Annotated in this window: 14 protein-coding genes; 7 read left to right on the forward strand and 7 right to left on the reverse strand. The window is 40.7% G+C overall.

Annotated features, from left to right (window positions below; all coding sequences use genetic code 11):
* Positions 1–35: 35 nt before the first annotated feature.
* The 4 genes from J8Z25_RS16300 to J8Z25_RS16315 all read right to left on the reverse strand — a co-directional run bounded on the left by J8Z25_RS16300 (position 36) and on the right by J8Z25_RS16315 (position 4,472).
* Positions 36–650, reverse strand: coding sequence for a trimeric intracellular cation channel family protein (locus J8Z25_RS16300; RefSeq protein WP_250661422.1), 615 nt, complete (start codon positions 648–650; stop codon positions 36–38).
* Positions 651–1,087: 437 nt separating this feature from the next.
* Positions 1,088–2,503 (reverse strand): mannose-1-phosphate guanylyltransferase/mannose-6-phosphate isomerase, encoded by a 1,416-nt coding sequence (locus tag J8Z25_RS16305; protein WP_250661423.1) that lies wholly within the window; start codon positions 2,501–2,503, stop codon positions 1,088–1,090.
* Between the two features lie 65 nt (positions 2,504–2,568).
* Positions 2,569–3,342, reverse strand: a complete 774-nt coding sequence (locus J8Z25_RS16310; RefSeq protein ID WP_130050263.1) for an amidohydrolase — start codon at positions 3,340–3,342, stop codon at positions 2,569–2,571.
* Entirely contained in the window at positions 3,330–4,472 is a 1,143-nt protein-coding gene (locus J8Z25_RS16315; protein ID WP_284693404.1) for a methionine aminotransferase, read from the reverse strand. Before J8Z25_RS16315 ends, J8Z25_RS16310 begins: the two co-directional genes overlap by 13 nt.
* Positions 4,473–4,571: 99 nt before the next feature.
* Between J8Z25_RS16315 and J8Z25_RS16320 the strand changes: the two genes are divergently transcribed.
* From J8Z25_RS16320 to J8Z25_RS16340, 5 genes are all read left to right on the forward strand, one after another.
* A complete protein-coding gene (locus J8Z25_RS16320; RefSeq protein ID WP_130050261.1) occupies positions 4,572–5,201 on the forward strand; it encodes a methylthioribulose 1-phosphate dehydratase in 630 nt (209 codons plus the stop codon).
* On the forward strand, positions 5,198–5,884 hold the full coding sequence (gene mtnC, locus J8Z25_RS16325; protein WP_130050260.1) for an acireductone synthase: 687 nt from the start codon (positions 5,198–5,200) through the stop codon (positions 5,882–5,884). Before J8Z25_RS16320 ends, mtnC begins: the two co-directional genes overlap by 4 nt.
* A complete protein-coding gene (locus tag J8Z25_RS16330) occupies positions 5,881–6,423 on the forward strand; it encodes a 1,2-dihydroxy-3-keto-5-methylthiopentene dioxygenase (protein ID WP_130050259.1) in 543 nt (180 codons plus the stop codon). The genes mtnC and J8Z25_RS16330 overlap by 4 nt, the downstream gene beginning before the upstream one ends.
* A gap of 1 nt (position 6,424) precedes the next feature.
* Positions 6,425–6,766: a gamma-glutamylcyclotransferase family protein gene (locus J8Z25_RS16335; RefSeq protein ID WP_130050258.1), complete on the forward strand. Its 342-nt coding sequence runs from the start codon at positions 6,425–6,427 to the stop codon at positions 6,764–6,766.
* 98 nt (positions 6,767–6,864) lie between these two features.
* On the forward strand, positions 6,865–9,033 hold the full coding sequence (locus tag J8Z25_RS16340; RefSeq protein ID WP_130050257.1) for a winged helix-turn-helix domain-containing protein: 2,169 nt from the start codon (positions 6,865–6,867) through the stop codon (positions 9,031–9,033).
* A 5-nt stretch (positions 9,034–9,038) separates the two neighbouring features.
* Here the strand turns inward: J8Z25_RS16340 and mtnA are convergent, their stop codons facing one another.
* Entirely contained in the window at positions 9,039–10,064 is a 1,026-nt protein-coding gene (mtnA, locus tag J8Z25_RS16345) for an S-methyl-5-thioribose-1-phosphate isomerase (RefSeq protein WP_178926375.1), read from the reverse strand.
* Between the two features lie 134 nt (positions 10,065–10,198).
* Here mtnA and mtnK point away from each other — a divergent pair, with 134 nt between their 5' ends.
* Positions 10,199–11,416 carry an S-methyl-5-thioribose kinase gene (gene mtnK, locus J8Z25_RS16350; RefSeq protein ID WP_130050255.1) on the forward strand — a complete coding sequence of 406 codons (1,218 nt, stop codon included), beginning with the start codon at positions 10,199–10,201 and terminating at the stop codon, positions 11,414–11,416.
* A gap of 57 nt (positions 11,417–11,473) precedes the next feature.
* Here mtnK and J8Z25_RS16355 read toward each other — a convergent pair whose 3' ends face one another.
* The gene (locus J8Z25_RS16355; RefSeq protein WP_130050254.1) at positions 11,474–12,958 is read right to left on the reverse strand and encodes an FMN-binding glutamate synthase family protein; all 1,485 of its coding nucleotides are present in this window, start codon (positions 12,956–12,958) and stop codon (positions 11,474–11,476) included.
* A 112-nt stretch (positions 12,959–13,070) separates the two neighbouring features.
* Entirely contained in the window at positions 13,071–14,849 is a 1,779-nt protein-coding gene (locus J8Z25_RS16360; protein WP_130050253.1) for a DUF885 domain-containing protein, read from the reverse strand.
* Between the two features lie 359 nt (positions 14,850–15,208).
* Here J8Z25_RS16360 and J8Z25_RS16365 point away from each other — a divergent pair, with 359 nt between their 5' ends.
* Positions 15,209–16,195: a GGDEF domain-containing protein gene (locus tag J8Z25_RS16365; protein ID WP_250662048.1), complete on the forward strand. Its 987-nt coding sequence runs from the start codon at positions 15,209–15,211 to the stop codon at positions 16,193–16,195.
* The last annotated feature ends 73 nt before the right edge of the window (positions 16,196–16,268 follow it).

A 16,268-nucleotide genomic window follows, 5' to 3' on the forward strand; every position in this document is an offset into this window, starting at 1 on the left:
CATGATGTCCCTATCATTAATCCTTAATACTAAGCTTAGTCGGGATATTTAAAAACGTGAAGTGTAAGTTGCCACTTCATTGCCGCTAAACGAAGCGATAAGGTCATTAGCATTGCTAAAATCATGGCTACTTCGGTTACTAAACCAAGCGAGATAGTTAATGTATAAACGATGCCACCAGCAATACAAGCAATAGCATAGAGCTCACCTTTTAACAGCATCGGCATATTTCCAGCAAGCACATCACGGATAACGCCACCAAAACAGGCTGTTATTACACCCATAATAATCGCCGTAGTGTCTGGCATACCTGCAAGCATGGCTTTTTGTGTGCCCATCACCGCAAAAAATGCCAAACCAAATGCATCTGCAACTTGCAGCGCATTAAGTGAAATCGAGCGCTGCTTATTGATTAAACGAGTGGTGACAAATACAGACAATAAAATAGCCCAAAAGTAGCTTTGATCATGCAGCCAAAATACAGGAACATCTAAAATAACGTCGCGTACTGTACCACCGCCAATAGCAGTGACTGTGGCTAACACAACAACCCCAAAGCCATCCATTTTTTTGTTGTACGCCAGTAGCGTTCCTGAGACAGCAAACACGGCTACGCCGAATAAATCAAACCAATGGTAAAGTTCAGTCATGTTTGTAACTAAAGAGTATTGTTAGTGTCGTTGTAACATAAACTTTTCAACCTTTTAAGCAAAGTTGTAATAAAAATAGGCTCTGAAAATTGATCATTATGTAATGCTAGCAGCTTAACGCCACTATTTAAGTACCAATAAATAACTGCGATTCGTTATCGAGTGCCGAAGAATAGATACTGTGGATACAGTAAACTCATAACCATCAAACGGTTTAAAGCTGCCTGTGATTAAAACCACATGAGGCCTTGAAGAACTTGCAGAATATCAAAAATGACACTTTGCGATAGACCATCATCATTATTGAAAGTTTGAGATGCAGGCCAAGCTGAAGGTAAAAACATAAGCGGTAAAAAGATATACTCCAATTCACGATAGCCAAGCTATCTCTATCAAAAAGCAATTCTCTCGATCTGCTTAAAACTTATAGCTTTCAGCTAGCCTCTCCCATACCTGTCATCAAATCGCTCGATATCGCATTCATCAAGTATTGCACCAGTTTGCACTTCAATAACGATCAGTGGCGTGCTTTGTTGATTAGCAAGACTATGCAATTGCTTAGCGGCAATATAACAAGATTGATCGGCTGTTAATTCAAATTCTTCATCGCCAACTCGTACACTTGCGACACCAGATACTACAACCCAATGCTCTGCACGATGCTGATGGCGTTGAGTTGAGAGCTTTGCGCCACTGTTGACGATTATTTTCTTTACCTTAAAACCTGTACTTTCAATTAAAGTTCGATAGTTTCCCCAAGGTCTAAATACGGCTTGATGGTGAGTCAATTTATCACTATCAACTACAGCAAGCTGTTTAAGTAAATCAGGAAGCTTATCGAGCGAGCTTTTGTCTGCCACTAAGGTGGCATCATGAGTATGTATAATTGCTTTATTACTGACGCCGAGCGCCGCAATGGTGTGATCTGCTTCACTTATAAGTAGATTATTTTCACTATCTAAACTCACTCCTTGCGAGCCCAGATAGTTACCATGATGGTCTTTTTCAGCGATTCTCGATAATGCTGAAAAGCTGCCAACATCACTCCAAGTTAAATCAACAGGAATAACTGCAACGTTAGCACTACGCTCCAAAATAGCATAATCAATAGAATCACTTGGACATGCTGTGAGCGCATCCGCAACAGGCCTTTGAAACCCTAAGTCTTCAGTAAAGCTAGCCGCTTTTGCGACACTTTGTGCAATCTTTGGCGCAAAGCGATTAAGCTCGTTTAAATACACTTCTGGCAGAAATAAGAACATGCCGCTATTCCAGCCATACTCACCACTGGCAAGGTATTTTTTAGCTAATTGCAGGGCTGGTTTTTCTTTGAATTCAGCCACCTTAAAGCAGCCTTCCTGGGCTAACTGCTCACCTTGGCGAATATAACCATAGCCGGTATGTGGCTCAGTAGGTGTAATTGCAAAAGTCACTAATTGTTGTTGCTGACAAAGCGCTATAGCCTTATTTAAGCATGCAATAAGCTTATCAAAATCACTTATGTGGTGATCAGCTGGCATCACCAATAAGGGATCGGTTAGGCCATTTTGCAATGCAAATTCAGCGGCTAACGCAATCGCTGGCGCGGTATTTTTACCTTCAGGCTCGAGCAGTAACGTATAGCTATCTGTGATTTCTGCAATTTGCGCTTTAGCGATAAAGCGATGCTCTTCATTGCACACTAGAATTGGCGCATTAAATCGTGAGTCAGCCACTCGTAAAAGCGTGCTCTGTAACAGTGATTTTTCGCTGATCAAAGATAAAAACTGCTTAGGCATCGCTTTACGCGACAAAGGCCATAAACGAGAACCTATGCCACCAGCAAGAATAACGGGGGTGATTTTGCGACTCATGATTGCTTATAGTAAATAATCCAACCATGAGTTTAACAAATTTTTGAGTATGCGGCTTCGAGCAATTACAGTAACTGAAATTGATCAGCATCTAAGTGAGCAGGAAACGCTCTTCGAAAATCATCAAGCGGTGATTTTTCTAAGCGCTGAATAATGATACCCGATTGGTTATCCTCCAGCTCAGCCAAGGTATCACCTTTATAGTCATATACAGCAGTGCCTCCGCTGTGGGCAACATCATTACCATCAGCCCCAATGCGATTCACACCTACGACAAAGCAAAGATTTTCCATCGCTCGTGCTTTTAGAAGGGTATCCCATACATGGCGACGAGCTGCTGGCCAATTGGCTACGTTGATCATCACATCGTAATCGTTGCAGTTTCGCTGAAATACAGGAAAGCGTAAGTCGTAACAAACTTGCGGTAAAATGCGAAAGTCATTAATCGTAAATATCTCACGCTGCTTACCCGCTACAACAAAATTGCCTTCGTTACCTAAGCAAAATAAATGACGTTTGTCGTAATACTTTACTTCGCCATTTGGCCAAACCCAATAAAAGCGATTGGCCTTTTTATCACCTTTTGCGACTAAAACAGAGCCTGCAACCACAGCATTTTTTTGCTTAGCTGTGGCTTTTAACCAGCTAAGTACCTCGCCTTGTTCTGGTTCGCTGCAATCTAGATTAATCGCAAAACCAGTAGCAAATGTTTCTGGTAAGACAATTAAATCAACTTGCTCTTTTAAGCCATTAAGCTGCTCTGTAAAGTGGGCAAGGTTAGCGCTTTTATCAAGCCAATGCAGTGATGACTGCACTAAAGCTAAGGTTAAAGTTGGCATAAAATCTCCGCGGCACGTTTTAATGTGTCATCATTTTTTGCAAAACATAAACGAATCACCTTATCGCTGCTTGTACTGTTATAAAACACACTGAGTGGTACAGCTGCAACACCCGCTTGCTCAACCAGCCATTGGCAAAACTCAACATCATCAAGATCAGACACATCACTATAATCGAGTAGCAAAAAATAGGTGCCTTCACTTGGTAAAATTTTAAAGCGACTGTGTGCTAGTGCTTCGCTAAGTAAATCGCGTTTTTGTTGATAAAAAAGGCTCAGTTCATCAACATGCTCAGGCCCTAACTCAAGCATATCGGCTAGTGCATGCTGGGCAGGCGTAAAGCTTGAAAAAGTCACGTATTGGTGAATTTTACGAAACTCCACCATTAGCTGAGCAGGCGCAACACAGTAACCCATCTTCCAGCCAGTGCTGTGAAAGGTTTTACCAAAACTTGAGATCACAAAACTACGTGCAAATAACTCAGGGTCGGTCAGTGCGCTTAAATGCAAAGCACCATCAAAGGTAATGTGCTCATACACTTCATCGCTGATTACATATAAATCATGCTTAGCAACAAGCGCTTTAAGGGCGTTAATATCTTCTGTTTTAAAGATTTTCCCGCTTGGGTTATGTGGCGTATTGATTATAACTACACGCGTTTTGTCTGTAATGACATCGGCTACGGCTTGCCAATCGATTTTGTAGTCTGGCGCACGCAAGGCAACGTGAACTGAGCGACCGCCAGCAAGTTCAATTGCTGGTTGGTACGAGTCATAAGCGGGGTCAAACACCACAACTTCATCACCCTCTTTAACAAGCGCTTGAATTGCTACAAATAATGCTTCTGTTGCCCCTGAAGTGACAGTGACTTGTTGCTCGTAGTTTATGTTGTTATGGTATTTTCTAGCAATCAGAGCAGCTATTTGCTGTTGTAGCTTTGTAACCCCACTTGAAGGCGCATATTGATTTACCCCTTCAAGTACATAGTGATTGAGTTGTTTTTTTAACAAATCAGGTGCATCAAACTCAGGAAAACCCTGAGATAGATTAATAGCTTGGTACTGATTTGCCAGAGCGGTCATTTGACTAAAAATACTAGTGCCTAAATTCGGCAATTTACTTTCAAACACAGAGGTTCCTTAAAGATGGTTTTGCGCCCAAAGCGATGCTATCATTGCTTAAAACAGATGTATAGCCGTCTAAATAACTTTTAGAATGTCGAGGAATATATGCACAACAATACCGCTATTTCAGAACTAATTGAAGCTGGTAAATGGGTAAGCCAACGTGGCTGGGTCCCTGCTACTGGTGGTAACTTTTCAGCCCGCACTGCAAGCGGTTATGTTGTCACGGCAAGTGGCTTCGATAAAGGTCAACTCGGCACTCATGCATTTATCGAATTTGATCATGAAGGCAATCGCACCAAAGGCTCTGGTAATCCATCAGCAGAAACTGAGCTACATCTAAATATGTATAAGCTAATCCCATCTGCTAAATTTGTTTTGCACACTCATTCTGTCGCAGCAACCGTGCTATCTCGTGTTATTAAGGGCCATACTATCAACTTAAATGGCTACGAAATGCAAAAGTCTCTAAGTGGTGTTAAATCGCATTTAGATACGCTAAGTATTCCAATTTTTGATAATGACCAAGACATCGACCGTTTAAGCTTACTTGTTAGTGATCATCACCTTCACACCCCTATTGAGCATGCTGTATTGATTCGTGGCCATGGTTTATATGTAGTAGGTCGAAATATCAAAGAAGTACTTCGTCATTTAGAAGGCTTAGAGTTCCTATTTAGCTGTGAACTTGAGCGCTTAAAACTAGAAGGTATTCAAGCCGGAGTTCAGCCATGATCAAAGCGATTTTAACCGATATTGAAGGCACGATTACCCGAATCTCATTTGTTAAGGACGTATTATTTCCATACGCGGCTGGGCAGTTACCTGAGTTTGTAAAGTCACATCAAACAGACCCAGAAGTAGCAGCCCAAATTGAGGCTGTTAAAGCACATATAGAACAACCAGAAGCCGATATCGAGACGGTTATTAAGCATTTAATTCATTGGATTGAAACAGATCAAAAAATTACCCCACTCAAGCAATTACAAGGCTTAATTTGGCAAACGGGCTACGAAAATGGCGATTTTACTGGCCACCTTTACCCAGATGCTTATGACTTTTTACAAGCCCAAAAACAGGCTGGCAAAAGTTTATATGTCTACTCATCAGGCTCTGTGAAAGCCCAGCACCTGATTTTTGAGTTCTCTGATTATGGTGATGTGAGACCTTTGTTCAGTGATTACTTCGACACTAAAGTCGGTGCAAAACAACAACAAAGCTCTTATGAGAATATTATTGCTGAACTGCCTTTTGACGCTGAAGAGGTGCTATTTTTAAGCGATGTGGTAGCAGAGCTTGATGCTGCAAAAGCGGCAGGTCTGCGAACGCTTCACCTTATTCGAGATGGCCAAGAAGCAAGTGATATCCACCCATATATTAACGATTTCACAGCATTCAGCGCGGAGCTTTTAGTATGAGTCAATTAACTATTTTTAATGATACAAACGCAGATAACATACTGTTTCATAGTGAAGATTTAAGCGCTATTGCTAGAGAGCTTAATGCAGTTGGCGTTCGCTTTGAGCAATGGCAAGCAACTGCAAAGATTGATCAGGATACCAGTCATAACGCTATTTTAAGTGCCTATGCTAACGATATAGAGCGTCTTAAAGCAGAGGGTGGTTATCAAACAGTCGATGTTATTTCACTTGCCAAAGGTAACCCCAATGCCAGCGAGTTACGCAGCAAATTTTTGTTTGAACATACTCATAGCGAAGATGAAGTACGTTTCTTTGTAAAAGGCCAAGGTTTATTTTGCTTACACTTAGGCGATAAGGTGTATCAAGTGCTTTGCCAACAAGGCGACTTAATTTCAGTACCAGAACTCACACCACATTGGTTTGATATGGGCAGCGACCCTGAATTCACAGCAATTCGCTTATTCAATAATACCGAAGGTTGGGTCGCTAAAAGCACTGAGTCAACCATTGCGACCAACTTCCCACTGCTGGATTAACATGGAAAAGCTATTTTCGTACGGTACCTTGCAGTACCGACAAGTTCAATTGGATACCTTCGGGCGCTTGCTAGAAGGTATTCCTGCGACATTATCAGGGTATATCATTGGCGAGGTCGAGATCACCGACGAAGCAGTTCTTAAAAGTAGTGGCCAGCGTTTTCACCCCGCTTTAATCAAAACGGGCAAACAAAGTGATACGGTTAATGGCACAATTTACTTAATCACCGAACAAGAGCTTGCTCAGGCAGATGCTTACGAAGTTGACGATTATCAGCGCATTGAAGAAACATTTCAGTGTAGCAACCAAGCTTGGTTATATGTTGCTAAAAAGAGCCTTTAATTTACAAAATTAAAACAAAAAAACCCAAATAAAGAACAAAAGCTGTTATTATTCTCCCTCATCAAGATCATTACTAATTATTAGTTAAAGGACTAAACATGGGGTCGGCATTTTCACCCTTACGCGATACTGTTATTTATGTGGGTGAGTGGCAATTTAACACACAGCAGCAAACCATCAGCGATGGCACTCATACGCGCGAACTAGAACCTTTACTTTATAAACTATTATGCTTTTTCATTACCCATAATGATCGCATTATTACTCGCCAAGAATTAGTTGAGAACATTTGGCAACAAAGCTTTGTTGATGACAATGCCATCAACCGTGCAATCTCAGAGCTAAGAAAAGTACTCAAGTCAGAAAAGCAACCTGGGCAAACCATTAAAACCCATTACCGCAAAGGTTACAGTTTATTTATTGAAGTTAAGTCTCTTGATCACGCTGTGAGTACAGAACAGCTAAAAACAGAAAATGTAATAACAGTAGATAAAGACGCTGAGACTCAAGTTAATACAGCCAACATTAGTCCACAAAAAGATCATACTTCACGCTGGCCGTGGCCTTTTGCAGCCTTAGTATTGAGTTTATTGCTTGCTGCTATTTGGTTGTTCTTACAACAGCCTAAAGCCACTACTGAAGAGCAAAGTGAAGTACCTCATTTAGACCTGCAAGCAGAAACTATTTCATGGCATAAAGGCACACACTATCGCTTAATGCTCAATCAAGACAAAACAAAATTAGCCTACATACTGCAAAATGATACTGATAATAAGTACCTTTATGTTGTCGACTTAACCACTAAAAAAGAATATGTGATTGCCTCTGGCAATATCTTTTTACAGGGTTGGTCTGAGGATGGAGAACGATTATTTTACGGTTCCTGTGAAAACAAAGACTACAGCGATTGTATCACTTGGCAAGCAAGCAACCTGTTATCAAGTGAAGCGTTAATAAAACCACGTATTAACCAATCTTTACTTAATTCTCAGCCAAGTCAGTACATCGAAGTGGGTGATGTCGCAATTTCAAGACGTAATAATTACCGTGGCTTAACTCATTTATATGCTTTATATGCACAAGATTTAAAAACCGGTGAAGAAATTCGCATTAGCACACCCAATATCACTGGCACTGGGGACTTTATTTTAACAACTATTAAAAACCCGAGCCGCATCATCTTCGAGCGCCATAATGTTGGCCAAGTAGAAATATACATGGCGAATTTAGATGGCAGTTCACTTAAACTTTTAACGACGAACGATTACCGAGCTTGGGCTGCAACTTATGATCAGCAAACTAACTCTCTTGTTTGGTATAGCCGCGGCACCTCAACTATTGAATCATTCTCTTTTGATAGTATGAGTCGACAACCCGCTATAAAAGCGCCAGTAAAGCGAGCAAACTATGCTTACCCGTTAAGCAAAGAAAGTGTTTTGATCAGTACTGACCTTCACGATAAAGATGCCGCAATATTTGACCTTAATTCAAAAACAATGAGTTACATCGCCACAGCGAATAAGCACGAAGACGACTTAGTCGCATTAGCCAATAATGATGTGTACTTCTCTGACTTTGAGTTTGCAGAACACCAACACTGGCTCAGAAAAGCAAACCAATACATCAATATAACTGGCAAAATTGGTGAAGATAGCTCAGTAATTGCAGTAAATAGTGACAGTAGCCGACTTGTTAGCTTTAATAAAACCAATCAGCAATTAACATTATTAAATGCAGCTGATTTCTCAGAAATTAAGCACTGGACACTTCCTGGTAGTACCAAGTTGGCAGCTATAAGAGGTAACAAGATTGCCGTGCTATATACCGATCTTAGCAATCAGCTAAATCAAATAATGATTCTTCACACCAACAGCGATGAAGTGATCAAAAGTACTATAGATACACCTCTAGCTATCGCATGGTATGACGATACACAGCTGATTGTTCATTCTAAATACGATAAATACCTGCTTTTAGACAGCGATAACAATACCTATAGTGAGCTGACTACACCAGACAAACTAACTGAGTTAAAGCCTTCTATTGTGTCGATGGCAAGTAACCTACATAGCTTGTATATCGCCACTGATACTGAAGTTTTCAGCATTAATTTAGCCAAAATGCAGGGCGTTGAGTCAATACTTCAAATGAAGCCTTCTCACTATATATCGCGCCTTAATGCTAAAAACGACAAGCTGGCAGTGACCTTCTTAACTGCCAACAATCAAAATAGCATTGAGCTCTACACTAAAAAAAGCGCTGAATAAATCCGCTATTTTAACTGCTTTAAAATACCTTGCTCGATATCTGCTTGGTTATAAACCCCGGTATCGAGCACCCAACCTGTTACTAAGTTAGCAGGTGTTACATCAAACGCTGGGTTATAAACCTGTGCATTAGTCGGTGCCCACATTGCTTCACCAAAACTACCACTAACACCGCGCACTTCATTTACACTGCGCTGCTCAATTTCAATGTCATTACCACATATCGTTTGCGTATCAAGTGTCGTGAGTGGCGCTACAACATAAAATGGAATGTTATGGAAATGCGCTAACACAGCGAGGTTATAAGTGCCTACCTTATTGGCAAAATCTCCGTTTGCAGCAATACGATCTGCGCCCACAAATATCTTATCGACTTTGCCCGCAGCCATTAAACTGGCCGCCATGTTATCGCAAATCAAGGTGTAAGGAATTTGCCAACGCTCGAGCTCAAAAGCAGTTAAACGACCGCCTTGCAGTAACGGTCGTGTTTCATCAACCCAAACATGAATATCACCATAGCGTTGCTGCGCTTTATAAATAACGCCTAGTGCAGTGCCAACACCCGCAGTCGCTAACGCACCTGTATTACAATGGGTTAAAATGTTGTCGCCTTTATCAACCAAGGCAGCACCACGTTCAGCCATACTATCGCAAAGGGCAATATCTTCTTTAAATAACTGCTCAGCTGTAGAGACAACAGCAGCAACATAATTCGTCTCTGCAAGCGCTGCACGTAACTTGGCCATACAGTGCATAAGGTTTACCGCTGTTGGGCGGGTTGCTTCAAGTTCATCAATGGCAGTAGAAAGTGCTGATTGACTCATGCCCTGCTCAGCTAAATGTGCAACCAATAAGCTAGCACCTAAGCCGATTAAAGGTGCGCCCCGGATTTTCAAAGTCAGAATCAAATCTTTCATCGTTTCAACATCGTTACATACATGCCAATGCTGTTGATGTGGCAACAAATACTGATCAAGCACGGTTAGCGTACCTTGCTGATATTTAATACTGCTCGCGATGAGATCTTGCATACAAAATCCAGATAACTAATTTAGATGAGTCGTTATTTTACATCAGTTTTGAGAACTAACAAGTTAGATGTATGGACATCTAAACGGTTACAGGTATAGAATGCTTAAAGTTAATTGTATTACGAGATTAAGCCATGGCTAAATATACTGCCTTCACTGCAGAGCATGCTGTTGATTACATTAAAGAACTTATTGAAAGTAAGCGAATTTCAGTATTCACTAATGATGCAAAGCTTAGTGCATACGAATTTGGCGACGGAAACTTAAACTTAGTTTTTCGTGTTGCTGATCAGCACAACAATAGTGTAATTTTAAAACAAGCACTTCCTTACGCCCGTTGTGTAGGTGAGTCATGGCCGTTATCTTTGGACCGCGCACGCATTGAAGCCGAAGTATTGATTAATCATGGTCAGTTATGTCCAGAGCATACAGTGGCGATATTGCATCATAATGTAGAACTGGCTTTAACTGTATTAGAAGATTTAGGTGAGTTACAAATTTTACGTGGCGCACAAATCAACGCAGAGCAATTTCCATTATTGGCAAGTCATGTTGCGCTCTATTTAAGCCGAACAGGCTTTTATAACTCAGACTTTTACTTATCTGCTGAAGATAAAAAAGCCAAAGTCAGTCAATTTATTAATCCTGATTTATGTAAGATCACAGAAGACTTATTCTTTACTGATCCGTACATTGAGCATGAGCGCAATAATTTCCCAGCTGAGCTTAATGAGCACGTCGAAAGTATTCGTAATAATGATGCTTTAAAACTAGCAGCAGCAAAATTAAAAGCTAAATTCTTATCTTGCCCACAAACTTTATTACATGGTGATATGCATAGCGGCAGTATTTTTGTTGATAGCAATACCACCAAAATGATCGATCCAGAGTTCGGCTTTTTTGGTCCTGTTGGTTTTGATATCGGCTCATTTATGGGTAATTTGTTACTAAATTACTGCGCCCAAAACGCCCGTATCACAGAACAAGCAAAACGCCGTCAGTATCAAACCCATTTATTAACTTGCTTACAAGACTGTTATAGCCAATTTGAACAACACTGGCTAAACCTAGCAAGTAACGAAGCAACTGATATTAGCTTTGCAAATCGCGCTTTTAGCGAAGATTACTTACAACAAGTACTGCGAGATGCGATTGGCTACTGTGGCGCTGAACTTATTCGCCGTACTATTGGTTTAGCCCATGTTGCTGATATCGATGGAATTGAAGATGAACAAGCGCGTTTAGCAGTACAACAACAAACACTTGTACTCGGCGAGCAACTGATGCTCAATGCCACAAGCTGTAATAATAAAGACGAGTTCTTTTCTTTGTTAATCAGTTTATTAAACTAATAGTCAAAAATTTAAAAAGGCGCTCAATGCGCCTTTTAATTATTCAACCCAACTAGATTATTTATTGTAGTGCTCATACATTTTATCGAGCGGTTCTGATAAGCCATTTTCTTGTACCACCCGCACATGCTGACGAGCCAGCTCTCTGGCACTTGATACGCCACACGAATGGGCTATAAGCCCTGCGCCGTAATGAATGTACTTATTATAGTTAGCAACACGCTGGGCTTTGTCTGTTACATCCAAGCCTCGTTGTAAGCGTTCATTATGCGTAGTAATGCCGGTTGGGCAGGTATCTTTATTACATTGCAATGCTTGAATACAACCAAGCGAAAACATGTGACCACGAGCTGAAACAATAAAGTCAGCGCCCAATGCCAATGCCCAAGCAACTTTAGATGGTACAATCAACTTACCCGAGGCAATCACTTTCACTCGCTCTCTAAGCCCATGTTTCTTCAATAAATCAACAACCAAAGGTAAGCTTTCTCGCAGGGGCAACCCCACAGAATCCATCAAAGGCTGAGGGGCAGCGCCCGTACCACCATCGGCACTATCTATTGTGATAAAATCTGGGGCTGATTCAATGCCACGGTTATTAATTTCACTGAATAAGGTTTCGAGCCAAGTGTATTCACCAATCACCGCTTTGAAACCTGTGGGTTTGCCCGTGGTATTGCGCACCATGGCGACCATATCAAGTAGGTCAGCTGGTGATTTAATCTCAGGATGACCATTTGGACTAATTGAGTCTTGCCCTTCAGGAATCCCCCGAATTTTTGCGATTTCTGCAGTCACTTTACGTCCCGGCAACATACCTCCCTTACCGGGTTTTGCGCCTTGGCTCATTTTAATTTCGAACATTTTAACTTGTTCGTGATCAGCAATTGCTTTGAGTTTTTCGGTGCTTAATTTACCGTGCTCATCTCGTACACCATATTTTGCCGTGCCGATCTGAAACACGATATCAGCACCACCTTCAAGATGATAAGAGCTTAGCCCGCCTTCACCTGTGTTCATCCAACAGCCAGCTAATTTAGCACCTCGAGATAGTGCTCGAACAGCCGGCTTAGATAGTGCACCAAAGCTCATGCCTGAAATATTAAATAATGCATTTGTGGTATAGGGTTTAGGACAATAAGGTCCTAAAGTGACTTCACTAGGATCGAGCGCCTCTTCATCTAAGGTAGGAAACGCGCAATTCATAAACATTACGGTTCCTGTCGCTTCAAGACTCTGAGTTGAACCAAAGGCCGTCGTACGGTCAACATTCTTCGCAGCACGATACACCCAACTCCGCTCTGCACGGTTAAAGGGTAATTCTTCTCTATCCATAGCAAAGAAGTACTGACGGAAAAATTCCCCCTGGCGTTCAAAAAAGTAACGAAAGCGGCCAATCACTGGGTAGTTACGGCGAATAGCATGTTTAGATTGCGTTACATCACTAATGTAAAAACACACAATCACTAGCAAAACGATGCCTAATGCAAAAATAAATAAACTGGCAAATACATCGATACTAAAAATTATAAAATCACTCATCCAAGGCCCCTTTGTGAAATGACATCTATCAAATCATATAAGTTGTTTATATTAGGTGCAATAAACAAAAAAGGCGTGATTTAAATCACGCCTTTTCGTTTCTTTTATGCCGCTATGCTGCTCGTTTGGCTAACTCAGCTTTAATATAAAGTTGAATTTGCTCTTCAAGTACTGACATTGGCACTGAGCCATGACGTAATATTTGATGATGAAATTCGCGAATATCAAAATCTTGACCAAGCGCTTGCTCAGCTTCGTGGCGTAAACGTTTAATTGTTAACTCACCAATTTTGTATGACAAAGCTTGTGCAGGCCATGAAATATAACGGTCGGTTTCGGTCTTCACATTATGCAATGAAAGCGCGGTATTTTCGCTCATAAACTTCATCGCACGCTCGCGGCTCCAGCCATACATATGCATACCTGTATCAACCACTAAACGAGCTGCACGCCACATTTCATAGGTCAAACGACCAAAGTCACTGTATGGGTCTTGATAAAAACCCGCTTCGATACCTAAAAACTCTGAATATAAGCCCCAACCCTCACCAAATGCCGATAAATAAGCATTACGGCGATAACTTGGCAGTGACTCAAGTTCCGCATTAAGTGAGATTTGCAAGTGGTGCCCCGGAACAGCTTCGTGCAAAGTTAATGCTTCAAGAACATACAATGGACGCTTGTCTAACGCATAGGTATTAACCCAATAATAACCCGCTTGGTCATCGCGACGAGAACCTGAGTAACGGCCAGTTGTATATTTAGGCGCAATACTCGCTGGCACTGGCGCAACACCATAAGGCATTCTTGGTAAGGTGTGGAATAACTTAGGTAATTGAGCATCCATTTTCTTAGCGATGTAAGAGGCTTCTTTTAGCAGTTCTTTTGGTGTTTTTGCGTAAAATTGCGGATCAGTACGTAAAAAGTGGACAAAATCAGCAAATGAGCCTTCAAAACCTACTTTCTTAATAATTTTTTCCATTTCGGCACGAATGCGTGCCACTTCTTGTAAACCCAGCTCGTGGATTTCTTTTGGCGTCATATCTGTGGTGGTATAGTATTTAGCACGGTTTTCGTAAAACGCTTTACCGTTTGGCGTACTAGAAATACCAATGTCTGTTCGTGCACCTGGCTGATATTCATTATTAAAGAAAGTTAAGTAACCTTGATAAGCCGGAATAACCTGCTCTTTAATGATAGTTTGCGCTTGCTTTTGCAATGCTGCAAATTCGCTGTCACTAATACCTGCGGTATTTTTTAAAAATGGTTTGTAGAATTCTGACTCTGTTGCATCATCAACAATATACGCAGTAATTGAGTCTTGATACCCTTCTAAAACAGCCTTAGGTTGAGTCAGCCCCACCTCAAGACCCTTGCGCATCCAACCAATATTTTGCGAAAAATAGCGAGGAATTTGCTGTAATTTAGCAAGATATAGTTGGTAATCTTGTTCTTTTGTGTAGTCAGAGCTTGAAATCATAAATGATAAGCTAGAATGAAACCCATACTCAGACGTTAGTGGCATATAATGCGTGTTAAACACATATTCATCGACACTATTTTGCACTTGACCACGTAAAATAGTTAGGTTGATGCGGTTTTCTTCAGATAATTTATCACGGTCTATAGCATCTAAATCGGCGAGTAACGCTGTATTTTTCTTATATTTTTGCTCTAGAAACTCTGCTGATAGGTTTTCTAATAAATAACCATCTACGCCATTTTCTTTACCATATGGACTGATACTTTGACGGTAATTAACAATATTTTCGGCTACTTGAGTAAATTGCTGATCAGCATCAATATTTGTTACCTGGCAAGCGCTTAAAGTACAAGCTAAAGCAACCGCAATAACAGAACGGTTTAAAGTTCGCGACAGTGTTTGTTTCATAGCATTCTTTTTAGTTTTAATCAGTATTGCTAAAGTAGCGCAGCACTGACTAAAACCCAAGCAAATGCGACCAAGCTCAGTTTAAATGCGCTCAAATTAGCATCACTGGGGAAGCATCAATGTGCAAGCTTTAAGCAATTTTTAATTACACTTGTTAAAGTTGTTGAGAAAATCAGCTAATAGACACAAACAGAACAAATTTAAGTTCCAAAATTAGCGATTTTGCTTTTAAATAGGCTGATTACAGATTACTGTAGACTCAGTATTTATGCTTGGAAGCAAATACACTTTACGGAAGAGATGATTAATTGGTTGATATGCGTATTTAGTGGTATTGAAAAATGATGTTCCATGATCCCATGGCTATTGCTCAAGAAAAAATGACAAAGGTATGTATCTTTTTAGAACACCATGCATTACCGCCGTCACCACTTAACTACCAAGTTGTTTACACCTACGTCAGCCAATCTAACCCCAAACTTAATGCCACAATTGACCGCGCCATTGCACAAAGAAAAGCCATTGATTGTGTCTATGTAGAACAGCTGTATTTCGATTTTATAGAACAAGGCCATAAAATGAAAACCGCCATTGTTCGCAACGTTGACTCAGTCATTAACACCCTTTCGCGTAATGCTAGCAATAACGAGCAAAATATTGTGCGCTTTGCTGATCAAGTTAGTGACTGTGTGCATTCAATCGATGAAAACAATATTGAACAAACGCGTCACGCATTAAAAATGCTCAGTAAGCAATCTGAAGTTCTGCTCAACCAGCATCGCCAATTTAAGCAAGAAATAGCAAAAGCCAAATCAATACAAGAAAAAACCCAAAAACAGCTCACTCAATTACGCAAGCAACACATTACCGACCAACAAACTGGCTTATACAAGCGCCATTACTTAAATCAACAAACCCAACTCTGGGTCGGCCAAAATAAAGCGGTTTGTGCTATCTCTATTCACATAGAAAACTTAAATCATTTTATTGAAAACTATGGTGATGTCATTGGTGAAGTCATTTTAAGTAAAGTCGCGAAGCAAGTGCAAAAATACGTACAAGAAAGTGGTTTGCCAGGGCGCACAAGTAAGGATGAATTTACCATCTTACTTGCTGACATAGAGCCTGAAACTGCCAACTTAATAGCTGAAAAAGTACGAAATGGTGTCGAAAAGCTACGCTTTGTAAGCTCAAGAAATGGCACCAAACTACCTGCTATCACCCTAGCCCTTGGTATTGCCAAGCATGAAGGCGATGGTGACTTTAATAGTTTAGCCCGTAAAGCTTCTTTAGCAGCAGCTAAAGCCAAGTCGCTTGGACAAAGTAGTTTTATTGCCGGTCAATAAAGTTTAACACTGCGCTAAGTCATGAAAAGCCACGCTAATCTGATGATTTAGTTATAATCAAATTGCACCCCAC

The organism is Pseudoalteromonas sp. SCSIO 43101, from assembly GCF_023650775.1.
GTDB lineage: Bacteria > Pseudomonadota > Gammaproteobacteria > Enterobacterales > Alteromonadaceae > Pseudoalteromonas > Pseudoalteromonas apostichopi.